Source organism: Pseudomonas sp. GL_093 (assembly GCF_057837605.1).
Window position 1 is genome coordinate 5,382,811 of the sequence record NZ_CM174448.1, and the last position, 22,936, is coordinate 5,405,746.

At 60.4% G+C, this 22,936-nt stretch carries 18 protein-coding genes and 1 pseudogene; 8 read left to right on the forward strand and 11 right to left on the reverse strand.

The annotated features are described in order from the left end of the window. Nucleotides 1–48: 48 nt before the first annotated feature. The 3 genes from sixA to AC3IUE_RS24830 are packed head-to-tail and all read right to left on the reverse strand — an operon-like array spanning nucleotide 49 to nucleotide 1,902. Complete coding sequence (gene sixA, locus AC3IUE_RS24820; protein ID WP_461999546.1) at nucleotides 49–501, reverse strand: phosphohistidine phosphatase SixA; 453 nt, start codon at nucleotides 499–501, stop codon at nucleotides 49–51. Beyond that, nucleotides 498–845, reverse strand: a complete 348-nt coding sequence (locus tag AC3IUE_RS24825) for a DUF4389 domain-containing protein (RefSeq protein ID WP_007957804.1) — start codon at nucleotides 843–845, stop codon at nucleotides 498–500. Before AC3IUE_RS24825 ends, sixA begins: the two co-directional genes overlap by 4 nt. Nucleotides 846–876: 31 nt before the next feature. Beyond that, complete coding sequence (locus tag AC3IUE_RS24830; RefSeq protein WP_056743259.1) at nucleotides 877–1,902, reverse strand: NAD(P)H-dependent glycerol-3-phosphate dehydrogenase; 1,026 nt, start codon at nucleotides 1,900–1,902, stop codon at nucleotides 877–879. A gap of 196 nt (nucleotides 1,903–2,098) precedes the next feature. On the opposite strand from AC3IUE_RS24830, the gene AC3IUE_RS24835 reads away from it, so the two are divergent. From AC3IUE_RS24835 to AC3IUE_RS24860, 6 genes are all read left to right on the forward strand, one after another. Then, nucleotides 2,099–4,222, forward strand: a complete 2,124-nt coding sequence (locus tag AC3IUE_RS24835; RefSeq protein WP_489264070.1) for a TonB-dependent receptor plug domain-containing protein — start codon at nucleotides 2,099–2,101, stop codon at nucleotides 4,220–4,222. A gap of 1 nt (nucleotide 4,223) precedes the next feature. Continuing rightward, nucleotides 4,224–5,156, forward strand: a complete 933-nt coding sequence (locus tag AC3IUE_RS24840; protein WP_489264071.1) for an ABC transporter substrate-binding protein — start codon at nucleotides 4,224–4,226, stop codon at nucleotides 5,154–5,156. Beyond that, nucleotides 5,153–7,054, forward strand: coding sequence for an ATP-binding protein (locus AC3IUE_RS24845; RefSeq protein WP_489264073.1), 1,902 nt, complete (start codon nucleotides 5,153–5,155; stop codon nucleotides 7,052–7,054). Before AC3IUE_RS24840 ends, AC3IUE_RS24845 begins: the two co-directional genes overlap by 4 nt. Nucleotides 7,055–7,301: 247 nt before the next feature. Then, nucleotides 7,302–7,817, forward strand: a complete 516-nt coding sequence (gene fabA, locus AC3IUE_RS24850) for a 3-hydroxyacyl-[acyl-carrier-protein] dehydratase FabA (protein WP_046046480.1) — start codon at nucleotides 7,302–7,304, stop codon at nucleotides 7,815–7,817. An 11-nt stretch (nucleotides 7,818–7,828) separates the two neighbouring features. Next, complete coding sequence (gene fabB / locus AC3IUE_RS24855; RefSeq protein WP_056743264.1) at nucleotides 7,829–9,049, forward strand: beta-ketoacyl-ACP synthase I; 1,221 nt, start codon at nucleotides 7,829–7,831, stop codon at nucleotides 9,047–9,049. A gap of 397 nt (nucleotides 9,050–9,446) precedes the next feature. Further along, nucleotides 9,447–9,635 (forward strand): hypothetical protein, encoded by a 189-nt coding sequence (locus AC3IUE_RS24860; protein WP_489264075.1) that lies wholly within the window; start codon nucleotides 9,447–9,449, stop codon nucleotides 9,633–9,635. A 70-nt stretch (nucleotides 9,636–9,705) separates the two neighbouring features. Here AC3IUE_RS24860 and AC3IUE_RS24865 read toward each other — a convergent pair whose 3' ends face one another. From AC3IUE_RS24865 to AC3IUE_RS24900, 8 genes and pseudogenes are all read right to left on the reverse strand, one after another. Next, the gene (locus AC3IUE_RS24865; protein ID WP_046046482.1) at nucleotides 9,706–10,248 is read right to left on the reverse strand and encodes a DUF2058 domain-containing protein; all 543 of its coding nucleotides are present in this window, start codon (nucleotides 10,246–10,248) and stop codon (nucleotides 9,706–9,708) included. Between the two features lie 28 nt (nucleotides 10,249–10,276). Continuing rightward, nucleotides 10,277–11,110, reverse strand: coding sequence for a nucleoside triphosphate pyrophosphohydrolase (mazG, locus tag AC3IUE_RS24870; RefSeq protein ID WP_123364833.1), 834 nt, complete (start codon nucleotides 11,108–11,110; stop codon nucleotides 10,277–10,279). Nucleotides 11,111–11,233: 123 nt separating this feature from the next. Beyond that, nucleotides 11,234–13,477 (reverse strand): GTP diphosphokinase, encoded by a 2,244-nt coding sequence (gene relA / locus AC3IUE_RS24875; protein WP_056743268.1) that lies wholly within the window; start codon nucleotides 13,475–13,477, stop codon nucleotides 11,234–11,236. 123 nt (nucleotides 13,478–13,600) lie between these two features. Further along, on the reverse strand, nucleotides 13,601–14,953 hold the full coding sequence (gene rlmD, locus AC3IUE_RS24880) for a 23S rRNA (uracil(1939)-C(5))-methyltransferase RlmD (protein ID WP_489264077.1): 1,353 nt from the start codon (nucleotides 14,951–14,953) through the stop codon (nucleotides 13,601–13,603). Further along, complete coding sequence (gene cysM, locus AC3IUE_RS24885) at nucleotides 14,953–15,855, reverse strand: cysteine synthase CysM (protein WP_033056865.1); 903 nt, start codon at nucleotides 15,853–15,855, stop codon at nucleotides 14,953–14,955. The genes rlmD and cysM overlap by 1 nt, the downstream gene beginning before the upstream one ends. Before the next feature lie 235 nt (nucleotides 15,856–16,090). Continuing rightward, nucleotides 16,091–16,444 (reverse strand): annotated as a pseudogene (locus AC3IUE_RS24890) (DUF1016 N-terminal domain-containing protein); the annotation flags it as partial. A 183-nt stretch (nucleotides 16,445–16,627) separates the two neighbouring features. Beyond that, a complete protein-coding gene (locus AC3IUE_RS24895) occupies nucleotides 16,628–18,058 on the reverse strand; it encodes a histidine kinase sensor domain-containing protein (RefSeq protein WP_489264078.1) in 1,431 nt (476 codons plus the stop codon). Continuing rightward, nucleotides 18,045–18,767 (reverse strand): response regulator transcription factor, encoded by a 723-nt coding sequence (locus AC3IUE_RS24900; RefSeq protein WP_489264079.1) that lies wholly within the window; start codon nucleotides 18,765–18,767, stop codon nucleotides 18,045–18,047. The genes AC3IUE_RS24895 and AC3IUE_RS24900 overlap by 14 nt, the downstream gene beginning before the upstream one ends. Before the next feature lie 214 nt (nucleotides 18,768–18,981). On the opposite strand from AC3IUE_RS24900, the gene AC3IUE_RS24905 reads away from it, so the two are divergent. Both AC3IUE_RS24905 and AC3IUE_RS24910 read left to right on the forward strand, forming a co-directional pair. Continuing rightward, nucleotides 18,982–21,735, forward strand: a complete 2,754-nt coding sequence (locus tag AC3IUE_RS24905; protein ID WP_489264081.1) for a response regulator — start codon at nucleotides 18,982–18,984, stop codon at nucleotides 21,733–21,735. Nucleotides 21,736–21,922: 187 nt separating this feature from the next. Further along, a complete protein-coding gene (locus tag AC3IUE_RS24910; RefSeq protein ID WP_489264082.1) occupies nucleotides 21,923–22,915 on the forward strand; it encodes a 2-hydroxyacid dehydrogenase in 993 nt (330 codons plus the stop codon). The last annotated feature ends 21 nt before the right edge of the window (nucleotides 22,916–22,936 follow it).

The window sequence follows — 22,936 nt, forward strand, 5'->3', positions numbered from 1 at the left end:
TGGTCTGGAGCAAGCGTAGCCAACCAAGCAGTTGCTCGGTTGACTATTTTACGGGTGCTTGATGCCGTTGAGCTTCATTGCGCCGGCCAGCGGCAAATCACCTTCAAGTTCTGCAAGGCCGGCGGTGCGGACCGCTTCCGGGTCCTGCACATGGCCGTGCTGAAGGTAACCCAGCAAGTTACCCACCAGCGGGTTATGACTGACCAGCAGCGCGTGATCCACAGACACCAACTGCTCCGCCACCGCTTGCGGGCGGTTGTCGGGTGTCAGCCAGTCGACGGTGCGAATCTCCGGCGCGAAATTCAGCGCTGTACGCACAATTTCTGCGGTCTCCTGCGCTCGCAGGTAAGGACTGGCGTAGATCGCGGTCAGCGGCTTGCCGGCCAACTCGGCGGCACTGCGCAGCACTTCTTCACGACCATGGGCAGTCAGTGCCCGCTCCGAATCAGGACGCTTGCCGTGTGGCTCGGCTTCACCATGACGCAATACCCAGAGTTTCATAGTTTCGGTTCCTCATCTCGAGCCGGATGCGGGGCTGGCGCCACAACGTGCGGCGCTTCACCTTCCGGTGTACGCGGCGTCGGCCAGTCGGCGAACGGCCACGGTTTCTGGTCGCTGTGGAAGCTGCCGAAACGACCGATCTGCGCCAGGAACTGGCTCAGGCTGTCGCCGAAGTTCATCAGGCTGGCGCTCGGGGCGCCATATATCAAACGATAGATCAGTTGAACCAACACCACGGCGCCGAGGATGAATTGCGCCACTTGCCAGACCAGCACGTAGACGATCATCCACAACACGCGCAGCAGGATGGATTCGTACTTGGCTTCTGTTTTCGGATCGTTCATGTCTCGCTCCCTGCCCCTGTCAATTGAGTGCTCAGTTGAAACCGCTGGTGGAAATAAAGTCGACGTCGGTTTTCGGCTCGGCACGCATCAATAGACCGATTACCTGCTCCAGCGTGCGCCCTTCGAACAGAATGGCATGCAGCCCGGCGACCAGCGGCATGTACACGCCAACCTCCTGAGCCTTGGTCTTGAGCACCTTGAGGGTGTTCACCCCTTCGGCGACTTCGCCCAGGCGCGTCACCGCGTCTTCCAGGCTCAAGCCCTGGCCGAGGGCGAACCCGACCTGGTAGTTACGGCTTTTCGGCGACGAGCAGGTGACGATCAAATCGCCGACGCCCGCCAAACCGAGGAAGGTCATCGGGTTGGCGCCCTGATTCACCGCAAAGCGGGTCATTTCCGCCAGTGCCCGGGTGATCAGCATGCTCTTGGTGTTTTCGCCCATGCCCAGCGCCACCGCCATGCCGGCGATGATTGCGTAGACGTTTTTCAGCGCACCGCCCAGCTCCACGCCGAAGCGGTCGGCGCTGGCGTACACGCGAAAGGTCCGGCCGTGCAACGCCTCCTGGACCCGCTGGCAGAGTTCTTCGTCTTCGCTGGCGACCACCGTGGCGGTCAGCGCGTGCTCGGCGATTTCACGGGCCAGGTTCGGCCCGGACAGCACGCCGATGCGCGCTTGCGGGGCGATCTCTTCGAGGATCTCGCTCATCAGTTTGAAGGTGTGGGCTTCGATGCCTTTGGTCAGGCTCACCAGCAACTTGCCGCTCAAACGTTCGGCGTGCGGCATCAATACCGAGCGCAGCGCGCTGGACGGCAGTGCGACGAAGCACAGGTCGCAGGCTTGCAGAGTGGCCAGCAGGTCGGTGACCGCTTCCACGGCCGGCAGAATCTTGATGCCTTTGAGGTAACGCGGGTTCTCGCGATTGACCCGAATGGCCTCGGCCTGCTCAGGGTCACGCATCCACAGCCGGACCTGATGCCCGTTCTCGGCCAGCAGATTAGCCACGGCGGTACCAAAACTTCCGCCTCCCAGGACCGCAATTGGGCGCTGTTCAGTCATATGCAATCCGTTAATCCATACCAGTGGCGATGTCGGCATTATACGGAGCGGCCCAGTGGCGGCCAGCCCCCGCATCAATTACCGACACTTGTAGGAAGAAGACCAAGAAAACCGAGGAAAATGCCCACAACGTGACTGGAAAAGTCATTGCGCTCGGTTAACATGCGCGCCAATTGTTCGCTATCAAGGATGTGTTGTGTCGTTTGGCTCTCCATCACCTCGCTCGCCGCTGGTACTGGCGCTGATTTTCAGTTCGCCATTGCTTGCCGACGACTTGTTCCTCGACAGTGAGCCGCTGCCGCAAGTATTGACCGCGACGCGACTCAAGCAGTCGCCGGCCGCGGTACCGGGGAGCATGACGGTGATCGACAGCGAACTGATCAATGCCAGTGGCGCCCGGGACATCAGCGAGTTGCTGCGACTGGTGCCGGGAATGATGGTCGGCAACATCAACGGCAACCAGGCGGCAGTGAACTATCACGGCACCAATGCGACCGAAGCGCGACGCCTGCAAGTGTTGATCGACGGCCGTTCGGTGTACCGCGCCGGCCTGGCCACGGTGGACTGGAGTGACATTCCGGTGGCCCTGGAAGACATCGAACGCATCGAGGTTTTTCGCGGCCCGAACACCGTCAGCTATGGCGCCAATGCGCTGATGGCTGTGGTCAACATCATCACGCGCAACCCGGCCGACAGCCACGGCACGCGGATGAAAGTCACCCGTGGGCAGCGCGGTATCGACGACTTTTACGCCAGCCAGGGCGTGGGCTGGGACGGCGGCGACCTGCGCCTGTCACTGTCCGGCCAACAAGACGACGGCTTCGACTCGGACCGTAACGGCGCCGACTACCGCGACAGCCGCCGCTTGAACCGTTTCAACCTCGCGGTCAGCCAGACGCTCACTGAAAACCAGAGCATCGACTGGCAATTGAATGCCAAGGACGGGAGCAACCAGCGTCCGTATACCTACCGCCCGGTCTTCTCGGGGATTACCGATGCCGGGAACAATTCCGACGTCATCGCCAAGGACTACGCTGGCTCGCTGCGCTGGAACCTCGACATCAATCCCGATCACAGCCTTTACATCCAGGGCTCGGCGCAACACTGGGATCGTCAGCAGACCTGGCGGGCCTGCGATGCCGAGGTCTCGTTCAGCCCGCAATTGACCGAACTCTGGCAGCTCAACCCGAATTACACCGAACGCCTGGCACGCAACATGGAACGCTACACCGGCCCCGGCGCGCCAGCAGGTGACCCGGCCCAGCGCGCACTGGCCAATCAAGTGCTGGATCAATGGCGAAACGGCGCCCGGCAAACCCTCTGTGGCGATATTGACCAGAGCACCCGGGAATCGCGCTACGACCTTGAGTTGCAGGACACCCTCAGCCTGTCCGACAGTCTGCGACTGGTCAGCGGCATGAACTATCGTTACGACCGGGCAGATTCCGAGACCTACTTCAATGGCACCCTCGACGACACCACCTGGCGGGCGTTCGGCCAACTCGAGTGGCGAGCCACCGAGCATTGGTTGCTGCAAGGCGGCGCAATGTTCGAAGACACGCAATTGATCGGCAGTTCGCTCACACCGCGGGTGGCGGTCAACTACCTGATCAACCCGCGCCATGGCCTGCGGGCGGTGTATTCGGAAGCCGTCCGCTCACCGGACATGTTCGAGAACAACGTCAACTGGAGCTATCAGGTAAAGAACTTGCGGCCCAGCGCCTACGGCCAGTCCAGTGCCCGTTATTTCGTCAAGACCCGTGGCCCCGGCGACCTCGAACAGGAACACATGCGTTCCCGGGAGCTGGGCTACAACGGCTACTTTGCCGAAGTCGGGCTGGCAGTCGATGTGAAGCTGTTCTACGACGAAATCACCGAGATGATCAGCGAACCGCTGCGCAACAATCAGTACATCGCCAGCAACTCAAACAGCTCGCGTTTCTCCGGGGCAGAAACCCAGTTCGACTGGCGAATCAGCAGCGCCGATCGCCTGCGCCTCACCTATGCCTACGTCGATGCAGAGGCGAGCAACCCGTTGGATGCCCAACAGACCGCTCGAAACAGCGGTTCCGCCGGTTGGCTGCGCAACTGGGGCCATGGCTGGAACAGCGCGCTCTTCTACTATGGTGACGATGCCCTGAACGGCTACCGCTTCGAACGGGTCGACACGCGCATCGCCAAACGCATCGGCCTGGGCAAGGCCAGCCTGGAACTGGCCGGAGTCCTCCAGCAACGCCTCGACAACCAGCCCACGACCTTCGTCGACAACAACTACGACGAGCGCCGAGTGCTTTACTTCAGCGCGGAGCTGGCGTTCTAAGATGCTGTATCGCCCGTCACGCAAGACGCCAATCCTTGGCCGCCTGCTGGCCGGGTTGTGCCTGGTGTTTGCCGGACTGCTGAGCAGCCTGGAGGCCAGCGCCGCGGACATTTTGCTGACCGGCGCCGAGGACAGCCCGGGCATGCAATCCTTCACTCAGGCCCTGAGCACTTTGCGGCCTGCCGATAACGTGCACTTCCAGCCGCTGGCCAGTCTGCCGGCGCCAGGCAAACTGCCCGCCGGCACCCGTTTGATTCTGCTCGACCTGCCGAGCCTCGACTGGCGCCTGCAAGACGCCCAGGGCCCGGCGACGCTGGTGCTGCGCATCAGCCGCCTGCAAGCCCGTCAGCATCTGGGAGCCACCCAGCCCCCGCACCTCAGCCTGCTCTGGAGCGATCCGCCCCTGGACCGACAATTGCGCCTGACCCGATTGCTGCTGCCTCAGGCCAACCGGGTCGGCGTGCTCTTCGACAGCCACAGCGAATTTCTCTTGAAAGAACTGCATCAGGCCGCCCACGCCCTGGGCCTTGAAGTGGTCACCGAGCGCTGGGATAACACCAACGACAGCCGGCCGTTGCAGGCGTTGCTGAAGAACAGCGACGTGTTGCTGGGCCTCGACGACCCCGATCTGTACAACCCGAAAACCGCGAAAAACCTGTTGCTCAGCAGCTATGCACGGCAATTGGCGCTGATCGGCCCTAACGCCGGGTTCGTCAGGGCCGGGAGCCTGGCCAGCACCTACAGCGATCAGAGCGATTGGCTGGCGATACTCGACGAACTGCTCGACCGGCCACCGGCCACGTGGCCACGCACGCACTACCCGCAACGCTTCAAAGTCTTAAGTAACCCGCAAGTGGCTCGTTCATTAGGGATTGAACAGATGAACGAAGCGTCTGTCGCAACACAGTTGGCCGAAGGAGAAAACCGCCCATGACCTTCCGTCGCCGTTGGGACATCAACACCCGCACACAAATTATCAGCCTCGGCCCTGCCCTGTTGCTGACGTTGCTGTTGATCAGCTTCTTCACCTTCGTGCGGATCCAGGACCTGCGTCAGGAGCTCAACCACACCGGGCAATTGATCGCCAACCAACTGGCACCGGCCACCGAATACGGAGTGATCTCGGGCAACAACGAGGTGCTCGACAGTTTGCTCAAAGCCACCCTGGCCACGCCCAATGTGCGCTTTCTGGAAGTCCAGGACAGTGCCAACCGGATTCTGGTGTACGTCGAGCAACCGTCGGAAACCCACAACCGCTCGCACCAGGTCGAAGTGTTCCAGGCCCCGGTGCGGCTGCAACGCATCCCGCTGCACAATGATTTCCTGCAAGGCAGCCGCGTCGCCAACACGGCGCCCTCCGAGGATTATCTGGGTCGGGTGATCGTCGGCCTGTCCAATGACGCCTTCAGCCAGCGTCAGCAGGAAATCCTGTTCAAGGCCGGGATCCTGGCGCTGTTTGCCCTGCTGTTTACTTTTCTGCTCGCCCGGCGACTGGCCGGCAGCCTGTCGCAACCGATCCGCGACATCGGCAACGCGGTCAAGGCGATTCAGGACGGCGACTACAAAACGCCGCTGCCGATCGTCGACGACACTGAACTGGGCGCGTTGTCGCAACACATCAACAACCTCGCCAACGGGCTCGAACAAGCCAGTCGCGAACAGCATCAAGCGATGGCGCAGTTGATTCAGACTCGCGAGGAAGCGGAAAAGGCCAACAACGCCAAATCCGATTTCCTTGCGATGATGAGCCATGAACTGCGCACGCCGATGAATGGCGTGCTGGGCATGCTGCAACTGCTGGAAACCACCGAGATGACCGAGGAGCAGGTCGAGTACGCGGCGCTTGCCTCGGAGTCCACCGAACACCTGCTCAAAGTCATCAACGACATTCTCGATTTCTCGCGCATCGAGCGTTCGGAACTGGAGCTGGAGCACATTCCGTTCAACCTCGCGGACCTGATCGGCAGTTGCGCCCAGTCGTTCTCGCACAGCGCCATGCAACGCGGGCTCGACCTGGCGCTGTCGATTCCGGACGACATGCGCGCGTTGCAGGTGCAGGGCGACCCGACGCGGATCCGGCAGATCCTGGTCAACCTGATCGGCAATGCGCTGAAATTCACCGAACAGGGCCGCGTCAGCATCGAACCGCAATGGCAGTCGCTGGATCACGAACTGCTGTGGTTCACCTGCACCGTGCGCGACAGCGGAATTGGTATCTCTGCTGAAAGCCTGGAATTGATGTTCAACGCCTTCCAGCAGGCCGACAGTTCTATTTCGAGGCGATACGGTGGCACCGGGTTGGGCCTGCCGATTGCTCGCACGCTGGCTGAACGCATGGGCGGCACGTTGCGCGCCCAGAGCGAGGAAGGTCGCGGCTCGGTGTTCACCCTGGAAATCCCGCTGGCGCTCTATAAACAGACGCTGCCCGTGTTGGCGCCGCGCGCGCAGACCCGCACCGGTGATGGCGAAGGGCGCAACGTATTGCTGGTGGAAGACAATCCGGTCAATCAGACGGTCATCGAAGCAATGTTGCGCAGTCTGGGCTTTACTGTCAGCGTCGTCACCGATGGCGCCCAGGCAGTACGCAGTGCCGAGAGTCTGATTTTCGAAGCGATTCTGATGGACTGCCGGTTACCGATCATCGACGGCTACGAGGCCACCCGACAGATTCGTCAATTACCCGGCTGCACAGACTTACCGATCATCGCGCTGACCGCCAACGCCTTGCAGGGTGATCGCGAAGCCTGTTTATCGGCGGGAATGAACGATTACCTGGCCAAGCCCTTCAAACGCACAGATTTGCAGCAAATTCTGCAGCGCTGGGTGCAGTAGTGCAGGCCTTTCGGCTATCTGCGACTGGCGTGAAAGGCGAAAGTGCGGCAGTCTTAGGCACCCGAACAGGCCCGAAAAGGGGCTTGAATAATAATTTCAGTGCACAAGTGTACATTCATGTCCTTGGTGCTGTGACTTTCACCACAACGCAATAGTCTATGAGTAGGCTGCTGACTCGAGGCATGAACGCTTCGATCGGCCGGGAAGATTTGCCCCACCTGCCGCATGGGACTATTGAGGAGCTCGCATGACCAAACAAAACGCCTTTACTCGGGAAGATCTGCTGCGCTGCAGTCGCGGTGAGCTGTTCGGCCAAGGTAACGCGCAACTGCCCGCCCCCAACATGCTGATGGTGGATCGCATCACCCATATCAGCGAAGAGGGCGGCAAGTACGGCAAAGGTGAATTGGTCGCCGAGCTGGATATCACTCCGGACCTGTGGTTCTTCGCCTGCCACTTCGAAGGTGATCCGGTGATGCCAGGCTGCCTGGGCCTCGACGCCATGTGGCAACTGGTCGGCTTCTTCCTCGGCTGGCAAGGTCTGCCGGGCCGCGGTCGCGCCCTGGGTTCGGGCGAAGTGAAATTCTTTGGTCAGGTTCTGCCGACCGCCAAGAAAGTAACCTATAACATTCAGATCAAGCGCGTACTGAAGGGCAAGCTGAACCTGGCCATCGCCGATGGTTCGGTCAGCGTCGACGGCCGCGAGATCTACACCGCCGAAGGCCTTCGGGTCGGCGTTTTCACCTCCACTGACAACTTCTAAGGGTTATCCGCATGCGCCGCGTCGTTATCACTGGTCTGGGCATCGTTTCGTGCCTGGGCAATGACAAAGAGACCGTCTCCGCTAACCTGCGTGCAAGCCGCCCTGGCATCCGGTTCAACCCGGAATATGCCGAAATGGGTCTGCGTAGCCAGGTTTCCGGCTCCATTGACCTTCCCCTCGAAGAGATGATCGATCGCAAGATCTTTCGCTTCGTCGGCCACGCGGCGGCTTACGCCTACCTGGCCATGAAAGACGCCATCGCCGACTCCGGTCTGACCGATGAGCAAGTCTCCAACCCGCGTACCGGCCTGATCGCCGGTTCCGGTGGCGCCTCCACGCTGAACCAGATGGAAGCGCTGGACATCCTGCGCGAGAAAGGCGTCAAGCGCGTCGGCCCATACCGCGTCACGCGGACCATGAGCAGCACCGTTTCCGCTTGCCTGGCCACACCGTTCAAGATCAAGGGCCTGAACTACTCCATCGCTTCTGCCTGTGCCACCAGTGCTCACTGCATCGGTACCGCCATGGAACAGATCCAGATGGGCAAGCAGGACATCGTGTTCGCCGGCGGCGGTGAAGAAGAACACTGGAGCCAATCGTTCCTGTTCGACGCCATGGGCGCACTGTCCAGCCAGTACAACGAAACCCCGGAAAAAGCTTCCCGTGCCTACGACGCCAAGCGTGACGGTTTCGTCATCGCCGGCGGTGGCGGCATGGTCGTGGTCGAAGAGCTGGAACACGCTCTGGCCCGCGGCGCGAAGATCTACGCGGAAATCGTTGGCTACGGCGCGACCTCCGACGGCTACGACATGGTCGCCCCAAGCGGCGAAGGCGCCATCCGCTGCATGCAGATGGCCATGTCCACCGTTGACGCTCCGATCGACTACCTGAACACCCACGGCACCTCGACTCCGGTCGGCGATGTCATGGAAATGAAAGGTGTGCGTGAACTGTTCGGTGACAAGGCTCCAGCCATCAGCTCCACCAAGAGCCTGTCGGGTCACTCCCTGGGCGCCGCCGGCGTTCACGAAGCGATCTACTGCATGCTGATGATGGAAGGCAACTTCATGGCGGGTTCCGCCAACATCGACGAACTGGACCCGGAAGTGGCTGACATGCCGATCCTGACCAAGACTCGCGAAAACGCCACCATCAACACCGTGATGAGCAACAGCTTCGGCTTCGGTGGCACCAACGCCACGTTGGTACTGAAGCGCTGGGCAGGTAAGTAATACCTCGCCTACGCCGCACATAAAAACGCCCCGACTGGTTCGGGGCGTTTTTTTTCGCCAGGAAAACGCAAAAACCTGTGGGAGCGAGCTTGCTCGCGATGGCGGTATATCAGACAACAATGATGTCGACTGACACTCCCTCATCGCGAGCAAGCTCGCTCCCACAGGGGATTTTGGTCAGGTTCAAGCTGCGGTTTTCGTCGTCGCGAACATGAAGCTTTTGTCATGAAACTCAACGCCCTGCGACCGAATGTCGCGTGTTTGGCGGGCTGCAGGACTTTTACCGAACTCGCAAAAGTCCGTTACCAAACTCAGTCGTTTACTTAGCAGGCTAACCAAACATATAACGGAGTCCTGCACACGCCTTGCTGCAGATAACAGAGATTGGAGCTAGCAGATGACTGTAAAAGTAACTGAACGCGACGATTCACATAAGTCCCACGAAGGCGTAGCCGCCGGTATCCGGATCTGGGACGTGCACCAACAAGACATGCTGGTGGGGATGTTCCACTCCGAAACCGATGCCCACAGCTACAAGGCCGAACTGGAAAAACTGGAGCAGCAACGAGAGCTCCAATTCGCATAAGCAATGACAGCATTGAAAACGACAAACCCCGCCATGAGCGGGGTTTGTCGTTGTTGCAGCCTTTAACGGCTTACCACATCAGATCGTCGGGGATCTGATAGGCCGCGTACGGATCGTCTTCGACAGCGACTTCTTCGGTTTTCACGTTCATCTGCACGATACGCTGTGGATCGCGCTCCTGGATCTTCAGGGCCGCTTCACGCGGAATGACTTCGTAGCCCCCGGCGTGATGCACGATGGCCAGCGAACCGCTGCTGAGCTTGTTGCGCATCAGCGTGTTGACGCAGATGCGCTTGACCTTCTTGTCGTCGACGAAGTTGTAGTAGTCCTCGGTCGTCAGCTTCGGCAGACGCGAGACTTCGATCAACTGTTTGACCTGAGCAGCGCGAGCCTTGGCCTCGACCTTCTCCTGTTGCTGACGGTTCAGCTCCTGATCGCGCTTGACCTTCTCGGCCATGGCTTCCTGAGCCGCCCGCTGCTGCGAGTCATCAAGTTCAATCTGACCTTTGTGGGCCAGACGCTGCTGTTTCTGCTTCTCTTTGCCGACCTGTTTGGCCTGCTTCTGGTTGACCAGTCCTGCTTTGAGCAACTGGTCGCGAAGGGAAATGCTCATGGTGCTTATTACTCACTTAGGCAACTGCTCAACCGCAGCTGGGCAAATTCTTTTCCTGACGTTTGGCTTCGCCCCACAAGGCGTCCAACTCTTCGAGGGTGCAATCTTCTATGGGACGGTGGGTGTCGCGCAATGCCTGTTCGATAAAACGGAAGCGTCTTTCGAACTTGCTGTTGGCGCCACGCAGTGCAGTTTCGGGATCGACCTTGAGATGACGCGCCAGATTGACCACGGAAAACAACAGATCACCGACTTCATCGGCAATCGCTACCGAGTCATTGTCGGCCATGGCTTCGAGCACTTCATCGAGCTCTTCGCGCACTTTGTCGAGCACCGGCAAGGCGTCAGGCCAGTCGAACCCGACCTGCCCTGCGCGCTTTTGCAACTTCGCCGAACGGGACAATGCCGGCAGTGCGGCGGGTACGTCGTCGAGCAAGGACAGCTGTTCGGGCGCCGAAGATTTCTCCGCCCGTTCTTCAGCCTTGATCTCTTCCCAGCGCTGTTTGACCTGTTCTTCACTCAGGCGCGGAACATCCAGCGGCGCATACAGATCACCGGTAGGAAACACGTGAGGATGACGACGGATCAGCTTGCGAGTGATGCTGTCGATGACACCGGCGAATTCGAAGCGCCCTTCTTCCCGTGCCAGCTGGCTGTAATAAACCACCTGGAACAGTAAATCCCCCAACTCACCCTGCAAGTGATCGAAGTCACCGCGCTCGATGGCGTCGGCGACTTCGTAGGCTTCCTCAAGGGTGTGCGGGACGATGGTTTCGTAGGTTTGCTTGATGTCCCACGGGCAACCGTACTGCGGGTCGCGCAGACGGCTCATCAGGTGAAGCAAGTCTTCAAGGCTGTACATCATTTATATCTCACCACAAAACCCTGTAGGAGTGAGCCTGCTCGCGATGGGGGCGTGTCAGTCGGCATTAATCGTGACTGATACACCGCTATCGCGAGCAGGCTCACTCCTACATTGATCATCTCAAGGAGTCCGGTTACGGCGGGTTTCGATGATGTTCGGCAACTGGGAAATCCGCCCCAGCAACCGCCCCAATGCATCCAGCCCCGGAATCTCGATGGTCAGGGACATCAACGCGGTGTTGTCCTCTTTGTTCGAGCGGGTGTTGACCGCCAGCACGTTGATCCGCTCGTTGAGCAGCACTTGCGAAACGTCACGCAGCAGACCGGAACGGTCGTAGGCGCGGATGATGATGTCCACCGGATAGGTGAGCACCGGCACCGGGCCCCAGCTGACCTGGATGATCCGCTCGGGCTCGCGCCCGCCCAGTTGCAGCACTGAGGCGCAGTCCTGACGGTGAATACTCACGCCGCGGCCCACGGTGATGTAACCGACGATCGCATCCCCCGGCAGCGGCTGGCAGCAGCCGGCCATCTGGGTCATGAGGTTGCCGACGCCCTGGATCTGGATATCGCCGCGCTTGCCCGGTTTGTAACCGGTGGCCTTGCGTGGAATCAGTTCCAGCTGTTCGTTGCCGCGCTCCGGTTCGACCAGTTGCTGCGCCAGATTCACCAGTTGTGCCAGACGCAAATCGCCTGCGCCCAACGCGGCGAACATGTCCTCGGCGGTTTTCATGTTGGCCTTCTCGGCCAGCTTGTCGAAATCTACCGCTGGCAGACCGAGGCGATTGAGTTCGCGCTCGAGCAAGGTTTTACCGGCGGCGACGTTCTGATCGCGCGCCTGCAATTTGAACCAGTGAACGATCTTCGCCCGTGCCCGCGAGGTGGTGATGTAACCCAGGTTCGAGTTCAGCCAGTCGCGGCTCGGGGTGCCGTGTTTGCTGGTGATGATCTCGACCTGTTCACCGGTTTGCAGGCTGTAGTTGAGCGGAACGATGCGCCCGTTGATCTTCGCGCCACGGCAGTTGTGACCGATTTCGGTGTGCACGCGGTAGGCGAAGTCCAGCGGCGTCGAGCCTTTCGGCAAGTCGATGGCGTGACCGTCCGGGGTGAAGATGTAGACCCGGTCCGGCTCGATATCGACCCGCAGCTGATCCGCCAGGCCGCCGATGTCACCCAGTTCTTCATGCCACTCGAGGACCTGACGCAGCCAGGAAATTTTCTCTTCGTAGTGGTTGGAACCGGATTTGACGTCGGTGCCCTTGTAGCGCCAGTGCGCGCAAACGCCCAGCTCGGCTTCTTCGTGCATGGCGTGGGTGCGGATCTGCACTTCCAGCACCTTGCCCTCGGGGCCGATCACCGCGGTGTGCAGCGAGCGGTAGCCGTTCTCTTTCGGGTTGGCGATGTAGTCGTCGAATTCTTTCGGGATGTGCCGCCACAGGGTGTGGACGATACCGAGCGCGGTGTAGCAGTCGCGCATTTCCGGTACCAGCACGCGAACCGCGCGCACGTCGTAGATCTGGCTGAACTCCAGACCCTTGCGCTGCATTTTGCGCCAGATCGAATAGATGTGTTTGGCCCGGCCGCTGATGTCGGCATCGACGCCGGTCGCGGTCAGCTCATTCTTCAGTTGGCTCATCACGTCAGCGATAAAGCGCTCGCGATCCAGACGTCGCTCATGCAGCAACTTGGCGATCTGCTTGTACTGATCGGGCTCAAGGTAACGGAAGGACAAGTCCTCCAGTTCCCACTTGATGTGACCGATACCGAGACGGTGAGCCAAAGGCGCGTAGATGTCGAAGACTTCACGGGCGACGCGGTTGCGTTTTTCGTCATCGGCGGTTTTCACCGCACGGATCGCGCAGGTGCGTTCGGCCAGTTTGATCAACGCAACGCGAACGTCGTCGACCATGGCGACCAGCATCTTGCGCAGGTTTTCGACCTGGCCCTGCGTGCCCAGCACCAGGGATTGACGGGGGCTGAGGCTGGCGCTGATCGCCGCCATGCGCAACACGCCGTCGATGAGTTTGGCGACCACCGGACCGAAGCGCTGGCTGATCGCCGGCAATTCAATCTGGCCTTCGCGCACGCCGCGATACAGGATCGCGGCAACCAACGAATCCTGATCGAGTTTGAGGTCGGCGAGAATCTCGGCGATCTCAAGGCCCGTGCGGAAACTCGAGGTCCCTTCGGACCACAGGTTTTTCGCCGCATTGGCTTGTTGTTCAGACGTACGAGCAAACTCGCACGCTTCCTTCAAGGCTTCGCGATCCAGTGCCGGATCGACACTGACCGCGTGATCGAGCCAAGCCTCGAGATTGATACTGCCGTCGGTGTTGATCGGCTGGTGTGCTCTCACCTGTACCATCTTGCTTACCTTCCCTACGACGCAGATTCAATGCGTCAAATCGCTGACCTTCGTTGCCCGTGCGCCCACATCAGGGCCGGTACGCGGCTGCACGGGCGGGCCAGTCGGACCAGACGAGCCGTCCTAGCTCGCTTCAAATAACGCCATGGCCTCGACATGTGCCGTCTGAGGAAACATATCGAGAATCCCGGCACGTTTTAACCGGTAGCCCTGCTTGATCAATTCGACCGTATCGCGCGCCAGCGTTGCCGGATTGCACGACACATACACCAACCGTTTGGCGCCCAGGGACGCAAGCTTGCGCACTGCCTCGAAAGCACCGTCACGCGGTGGGTCCAAGAGTACCGCACAAAAGCCTTCGCGCGCCCATTCGGCATCGGCCAAAGGCTGGGATAAATCGGCCTGAAAAAACTTCGCATTATGAAGATTGTTGCTAGCAGCGTTTGCAGCTGCCCGCTCGACCATCGCCTGCACACCTTCCACCGCCACCACTTCGCGAACGACCTTGGCCAGCGGCAAGGCAAAGTTACCCAAACCACAGAATAGATCGAGAACGCGTTCCTCCGCCGTCGGCTTCAGCCAGTCCAACGCCTGGGCGATCATCGCTTCGTTGACCCCGGCGTTGACCTGGATGAAATCTCCCGGTCGGTACGCCAGGTTCAAATCCCACTGTTCAAGTCGATAACCCAGCGACTGGTCAGCCTCGACCGGTTGCGGTTCTCCGTCCCCGTGCAGCCACAATTGGGCTTCATGGAACGCGCAGAATTCCTTGAGGATTGTCATGTCGGCGTCGGACAGCGGCGCCATGTGCCGCAACAACACCGCCAACGACGAACCGCTGAACAATTCCACATGCCCCAGCGCCTGAGGTTTGCTCAAGCGCCGAAGCATTTCCGGCAAGCGGGTCATGATCGGTTGCAAGGGTTGTACCAGCACCATGCATTCGTTGATCGCAACAATGTCCTGACTGCCAGCGGCGCGGAAACCGACTTCGAGCTTTTTCGCCTTCATGTCCCAGCGCACTGCCACTCGGGCGCGACGCCGGTAACCGAATTCCGGACCGCTCAACGGCGCGGCCCATTCTTCGGGTTCGACACCGGCGACCTTCGACAATTGCTCGGCGAGCATGCGCTGTTTCAGGGCGAGTTGTTCGTTGTGCGGCAGATGTTGCACGCTGCAGCCGCCACAGCGACCGGCATGCGGGCACGGTGCCGGGCGGCGCAGTTCGCTGGCCTGGAACACCCGTTCGGTGCGCGCCTCGACCACTTTGCCGTGGGCGCCCAACACACGTGCTTCGACTTCTTCACCGGCCAATGCGCCGATGACGAACCAGGTGCGACCTTCAAAAAACGCGATACCGCGACCGTCATTAGCCAGACGCTCAATACTCAAGCGCTGCTTTTTGCCGGTCGGAATTTGCGGGGCCTTGCTGCCGCCGGTGGGCTGGAAGCGCAGGCCTCTCTCTTGCTTGGCCATCAGTTGGGCGCGTCGAAAATGCCGGTCGACAAGTAACGGTCGCCACGGTCGCAGATGATCGCGACGATCACCGCGTTTTCAACTTCTTTGGACAGACGCAGCATCGCTGCCACCGCACCGCCCGAGGACACGCCGCAGAAGATGCCTTCTTCACGGGCCAGACGACGGGTCACGTCTTCGGCTTCGCTTTGCGCCATGTCGACGATCCGGTCCACGCGCTCGGCCTGGTAGATCTTCGGCAGGTATTCCTGCGGCCAGCGACGGATACCCGGAATCGCCGAGCCTTCCATCGGTTGCAGACCGATGATCTGCACGTTCTCGTTCTGCTCTTTCAAGTAGCGCGAGACGCCCATGATGGTACCGGTGGTGCCCATGGAGCTGACGAAATGGGTGATGGTGCCTTCGGTCTGACGCCAGATTTCCGGGCCGGTGGTGGTGTAGTGCGCTTCCGGGTTGTCCCCGTTGGCGAACTGATCCAGCACCTTGCCGCGGCCTTCGGCTTCCATTCGCTGAGCGAGGTCGCGGGCGCCTTCCATGCCCTCTTCCTGGGTGACCAGAATCAGCTCGGCGCCATACGCCGTCATGGCGGCTTTACGTTCGGCGCTGGAGTTGTCCGGCATGATCAGGATCATCTTGTAACCCTTGATCGCGGCGGCCATCGCCAGGGCGATCCCGGTGTTACCCGAGGTCGCTTCGATCAGCGTATCGCCGACGTGGATCTGCCCGCGCAATTCAGCGCGGGTGATCATCGACAGCGCCGGACGGTCCTTGACCGAACCCGCCGGGTTATTCCCTTCGAGCTTGAGCAAAAGGGTATTGCTGGTGGCGCCAGGCAGGCGCTGCAAACGGACCAGCGGAGTGTTGCCGACGCAATCGGCGATGGTTGGGTACTGCAAGGTCATGGCGTATTCGCAATCCAGACTGCGGGGGCGCCTATCATACCGGCAAACCTTCGCAGGCCATATCACGCAAAGTACGGTGCTTATGGTTTATCGGAATAAGGGGCTGGATCAGTACTCTTCGCCTTGCGCGACATTCAATGCATAGAACTCATGCAACTTGGCCTGCAACAACTGTTTGTCCGGTAGCTGGACCTGGTATTCAGCGATCAGCGCTGGCGACAGGCTGCGGTTAAGGGCGGCTGAAGATAATCAGGTTGTGCGACCAGGACAATTGTCGCACCAGTGGTGCGACTTTCTCTTCAGCGTGATAAGTCTCATAGAACTGGCGCATGCGAAACAAGTTCGACCGGGTAAACCCACGCAACCCTGGTTGAGTCTGAGCCAGATGTTCAGCCAGTTGGCTGACCACAGAATCGCCCCACTCAGCCTGTTCCAGCTTGCGACTGATGTAAGCACCCACCTGCCAATACAGCTCGATCAACTGGGTATTCACCGCCTGCATGGCCTGCTGTTTGGGACTTTGAATCAGCGCAAGCACTTCATTGAAACGGTCGTCGGCTGCGTTGCCGGGGACGCTGGATGCATTCATGCCGAACTCCTGGAAGACGAGAAAAACGCGAGTCTATTCCGTCAAGTCAGGCTTAAGGTGTCGGCAATACCCTTTAGGAAAGGTCGTACAAGATAACGGGAACGCTCCGGCAAAATCAGAATGGTGGTGTCAGTGACGACGCTATCGCGAGCAAGCTCGCTCCCACAGGGGGGATCGGGGTGATCACACCATTTGTGGCCGACACACCTCCACTGTGGGAGCGAGCTTGCTCGCGATAGCGTCATCACTCACACCATCAATGTCAGCCACCAACCGCATATTCAGCCGCAACCCGGACTTAGTATTCTCAGCCCAAAGACTCCCGCCCTGCCGCTGCACCGCATTCCTGGCAATGCTCAACCCCAACCCGAACCCGCCATCCCCCGGCCGCGAACCGTCGAGCCGAATAAACGGACAGAAGATCCGCTCAAGATCCGCCTCAGCCACCCCGCCGCCCTCATCCTCCAGCCACACATGCCAGAAGTCGCCATCGCGCTGCCCACCAAGGCGTACAACGCCGCCCTGCGGTGAGTGACGAATGGCATTGCGCAGGATGTTCTCCAACGCTTGAGCCAACGTATTGAGATGGCCGCGCACCCAGCAGGACGAATCCACCGCACACTGCAACTGGCTCGCCGGCCAGCCACTTTCATAGCAGGCATTTTCCGTGAGCATTTCCCACAACGCCTGAATCTGGATCGATTCGTCGGGCAGCGGCGCGCGCTCGGTGTCGAGCCAGGCCAGTTGCAGGGTGTCTTCCACCAGACGCTGCATGCCATCGACCTCTCGGCCAATGCGCTCGCGCAATTGCGTCAACCCCTGCTCGCTTTCGCTGGCCACCCGCAGGCGACTCAGTGGCGTGCGCAATTCGTGGGACAGGTCGCGCAGCAGTTGTTGTTGCAGGGCCACCGTGCTTTGCAGGCGCTCGGACATGTGATCGAAGGCCCGGCCCAGTTCACCCAGCTCATCCGGGCGATTGGTGATGCGGCTCGACAACCGCACGTTCAACGGGTCGGCACGCCAGGCATTGGCCTGTTCGCGCAGGCTGTTCAAAGGCACGACCAGCAACCGATACAGACCGACGCACAACAGTAAGGTGAACAGCCCGGGAATCACCCCGTTGGTGATCACCCGCCAGAACACCCGGTAACGGCCGGGCACGAAACGCTGGGGCAGTTCGATCACCAGACTGCCAGCGGACGGATCGTTGGGAAAAGGCACTCTCAACCACGGCAAACCTTTGGTATGGCGACTCGTCGGCCAATCCAGACCGCGTAAAAAGGTCAGGCGCTGGGTTTCTTTTTCCGTCAGCGGGTAACTGCTCAATGACTGCAAATCGCCGCCAATCACACCGACCCATGTCGACTCGCGATGGCCGACGCTATGCAACCAGGCATCGATGCCTGCACTCTGGCGCTGATTCCACGCCTGCTCGGCCTCGGCGGCGTAGCGCATCAGCGTGCCCCGTGCCTCGTCGGACAGGAACAGGTTTTTCTGTTCCATGTAGCGCCCCCAGGACCAACTGAGCCAGATCATCAGCAGACAGAACGCCACCAACAAACACGCCAGTTTCCAGAACAGCGAATGCCTGCCCGGCAGATCAGTCCACTTCATCGACAGCACTCAATACGTAACCCTTGCCCCACACCGTGCGCACTTCGCGCTCGAGGTAACCGACGGCCTTGAGCTTGCGACGGATCTGGCTGATATGCATGTCTAGGCTGCGGTCATGGGGCGCATAACCGCGCTGCAATACATGCTGATAAAGGAAGGCTTTGCTCAGGACTTCATCGCCATTGCGATTCAGCGTTTCCAGCAACCGGAACTCACTGCGGGTCAGGCCGGCAGCGTGTTCGCCATAAAAGACATCACAGCATTCATCGTCGAAACGCAGGCTGTCCGCCGAAGGGGCAATCGGTGCTGGCGCTGGCCGGCGGTCGAGCGCGACCCGTCGCAGGATCGCTTCGATGCGCACCCGCAACTCGACCATGCTGAAGGGTTTGGGCAGGTAATCATCAGCGCCCAGGCGAAAACCGCTGATGCGATCCGCCTCGGCACCGAGCGCCGACATCAGCACCACCGGAGTGGAATGGCTCTGGCGCAATTGCGTCAGTACATTCAATCCGTCCAGGCCCGGTAGCAGAATATCCATCAGCACCACATCGAAGGCTTGCTGGCGGGCGATGGTCAAGCCTTCCAGACCGTTCTGGCACCACGTCACCTGAAAACCGCAACGTCCCAGGTGCTCATGAACATAAGCACCGAGTACGAGGTCGTCTTCTATAGACAGGATACGAGGATGGCCAGCAGTGATGGGAGTCATGACTATCTGCAAATAATTCTCAGTTGACGATTATTCAAGATTGCCTCGCTGCGGGCAACACAAGGTTTGCCCGTGAGGTAAAAGTGGCGATCCAGCCGACGAATGCCGACATCAATTTTACGAAGATTGCCCGCCTGCAAATCGCTACACTGCGCAGGTGGCGCGTGCTGGACGTACGTGCAGGTCATTAAATCGCTGGATGCAGGAGAGATGCGTGCTCAAGAAACTGGGAATTAAAGGCCGCGTGCTATTGCTGACCCTGTTGCCGACCAGCCTGATGGCCTTGGTTCTGGGCGGCTATTTCACCTGGATGCAGCAATCCGACCTGCAAACCCAGCTTATGCAACGTGGCGAAATGATCGCCGAACAACTGGCGCCCCTGGTGGCCCCGGCCATGGGCCACAAGAACACCGAGCTGCTGGAACGCATTGCCACCCAATCCCTCGAACAACCGGACGTGCGCGCCGTTTCGTTCCTAGCGCCCGACCGCTCCCTGTTGGCCCATGCCGGCCCGACCATGCTCAATCAGGCGCCGATCGGCAACAGTTCGCAGATGCTGCGCCGCAGCGGTAATGACGCGACGCGTTACTTGCTGCCGGTGTTCGGCAAGCACCGCAATCTGGCCGGTGACTTGATTCCCGAAGAAGCCGACCGCCTGCTGGGCTGGGTCGAACTGGAACTGTCCCACAACGGCATGCTGCTGCGCGGTTATCGCAGCCTGTTCGCCAGCCTGCTGCTGATCGGCGCAGGCCTGGCCGGTGCGGCGTTGCTGGCGTTGCGCATGGGCCGGAGCATCAATCGGCCGCTGAGCCAGATCAAGCAAGCGGTGGCGCAACTCAAGGACGGTCATCTGGAAACCCGTTTGCCGCCCCTCGGCAGCCAGGAGCTGGACACACTGGCGTCCGGCATCAACCGTATGGCCGGCACCCTGCAGAACGCACAGGAAGAATTGCAGCACAGCATCGACCAGGCCACCGAAGACGTGCGTCAGAACCTGGAAACCATCGAAATCCAGAACATCGAACTGGACCTGGCACGCAAGGAAGCCCTTGAGGCCAGCCGGATCAAATCCGAGTTCCTGGCCAACATGAGCCATGAAATCCGCACGCCGCTCAACGGCATTCTCGGCTTCACCCATCTGCTGCAAAAAAGCGAGCTGACCCCGCGCCAGCTCGACTATCTGGGCACCATCGAAAAGTCCGCCGACAGCCTGTTGGGGATCATCAACGAGATTCTCGACTTCTCGAAAATCGAGGCCGGCAAACTGGTGCTCGACCATATTCCGTTCAACTTGCGCGACCTGCTCCAGGACACGCTGACCATCCTCGCCCCGGCCGCCCACGCCAAGCAGCTGGAGCTTGTGAGCCTGGTTTATCGCGATACGCCGCTGTCGCTGGTGGGTGATCCGCTGCGGCTCAAGCAGATCCTCACCAACCTGGTCAGCAACGCGATCAAGTTCACCCGCGAAGGCACCATCGTCGCCCGGGCCATGCTCGAGGAAGAGCACGAAGACAGCGTGCAACTGCGCATCAGCATTCAGGACACCGGCATCGGGCTGTCGAACCAGGACGTGCGCGCCTTGTTCCAGGCCTTCAGCCAGGCCGACAATTCGCTGTCCCGACAACCGGGCGGCACCGGCCTGGGGTTGGTGATTTCCAAACGTCTGATCGAACAGATGGGTGGCGAGATCGGTGTCGACAGTACGCCCGGCGAAGGCTCGGAATTCTGGATCAGCCTGAGCCTGCCCAAAACCCGCGACGACGCCGAAGACCTGCCCGGCCCGCCGTTGCTCGGGCGTCGGGTGGCAGTGCTGGAAAACCACGAACTGGCCCGTCAGGCATTGCAGCATCAACTGGAAGACTGCGGCCTCGAGGTCACCCCGTTCAATACGCTGGAAAGCCTGACCAATGGCGTGACCGGCGCGCATCAGACCGATCAGGCGATCGACCTGGCGGTGCTCGGCATCACCAGCAACGACATGCCGCCGGAGCGCCTCAACCAGCACATCTGGGACCTCGAACACCTGGGCTGCAAGGTGCTGGTGTTGTGCCCGACTACCGAACAGACGCTGTTCCACCTCTCGGTGCCTAATCCACACAGCCAGCTCCAGGCCAAACCGGCCTGCACCCGCAAGCTGCGACGGGCCTTGTCCGACCTGGTCAACCCGCGTCAGCAACGCAGCGAACCCGGCGAACCGGTGTCCAGCCGTGCGCCAAAAGTGCTTTGCGTCGACGACAACCCGGCCAACCTGCTGCTGGTGCAAACCCTGCTCGAAGACATGGGCGCCAAAGTCCTCGCAGTGGAAAGCGGCTACGCGGCGGTCAAGGCAGTGCAGACCGAAACCTTCGATCTGGTGCTGATGGACGTTCAGATGCCCGGCATGGACGGGCGGCAAAGCACCGAAGCGATTCGCCAGTGGGAAAGTGAACGGCATTGCACGCCGCTGCCGATCGTTGCCCTCACCGCTCATGCCATGGCCAACGAAAAACGCGCGCTGCTGCAAAGCGGCATGGACGACTACCTGACCAAACCGATCAGCGAACGGCAACTGGCCCAAGTGGTGCTGAAGTGGACCGGCCTGGCGCTGCGCAATCATGGGCCCGAGCGCTCCAGCGACAGCCACGGTGGCAGTCATGAATTGCAGGTGCTCGATCACGAAGAAGGTTTGCGCCTGGCTGCCGGCAAGGCTGATCTGGCTGCGGACATGCTGGCAATGCTGCTGGCGTCGCTGGAAGCCGACCGCGAGGCGATTCGCTTCGCCCGGGAAACCAACGACCAAAACGCCCTGATCGAGCGCGTCCATCGCCTGCACGGTGCGACACGCTATTGCGGCGTCCCGCAACTGCGCGCTGCCTGCCAGCGCAGCGAAACCCTGCTCAAGCAACAGGACCCCAAAGCCCCCAACGCACTGGAAGACCTCGATCGGGCCATCAATCGCCTGGCCGCCCATGCCCGTATAAATGCCTGATGAATACCTGTAGCAGCTGGCGAAGCCTGCGTTCGGTCCGGGGTCGCGCTCGACCGCAGTCGTCGTAAATCCGGCAAACGCGGTTTACCTGAAAGACCGCAGCGCCTGATTTTACGACGACTGCGTCGCCGAACGCAGGCTTCGCCAGCTGCTACATAAAGCGTGACCGAGTCAAATGGAGGACCGCATGCGTACGATTCTTTTCAGCAGCCAGACCTACGACCGCGACAGTTTTCTCAGTGCCGAGCTGCCGGCCGGTATTGAACTGCACTTTCAATCGGCGCGACTGTGCCTTGATACGGTGGCGCTGGCCGAGCATCACGAAGTGGTCTGTGCCTTCATTAATGATGACCTCAGCGCGCCGGTGCTCGAACGCCTGGCCGCGGGCGGCACACGCCTGATCGCCCTGCGCTCGGCCGGTTACAACCATGTCGATCTGGCAGTGGCAAAGCGTCTGAGGCTGGCGATTGTGCGCGTCCCCGCCTACTCGCCCCACGCGGTGGCGGAACATGCGGTGGCGCTGATCCTGGCGCTCAACCGACGTCTGCACCGCGCTTACAACCGCACGCGCGAAGGGGATTTCAGCCTGCACGGGCTGACCGGCTTCGACCTGGTGGGCAAGACCGTCGGCGTGGTCGGCACCGGGCAGATCGGCGCGACCTTCGCGAAAATCATGAACGGTTTTGGCTGCCAATTGCTGGCCTACGACCCTTACCCCAACCCGCAAGTCGAAGCCCTCGGCGTCCGTTACCTGAGCCTGCCGGAACTGCTGGCCGAGTCGCAGATCATCAGCCTGCACTGCCCGCTCAACGAACAAAGCAAACACTTGATCAATCGCGAGTCACTGGCGCACATGCAAGCGGGCGCGATGCTGATCAACACCGGACGTGGTGGTCTGGTGGACACGCCGGCGCTGATCGACGCGTTGAAGGATGGTCAGCTGGGTTATCTGGGGCTGGATGTCTATGAAGAGGAGGCGCAGCTGTTCTTCGAGGACCGTTCCGACCTGCCGCTGCAGGACGATGTGCTGGCGCGGTTGCTGACCTTTCCGAACGTGATCATCACCGCTCACCAGGCCTTCCTGACCCGCGAAGCCCTGGGCGCGATTGCCGCGACCACCCTGCAGAACATCGCCGCCTGGGCGGCAGGCGCGCCAGCGAATCTGGTAAAGGGTGACTGAACCAGATCGAAGGTCATACGC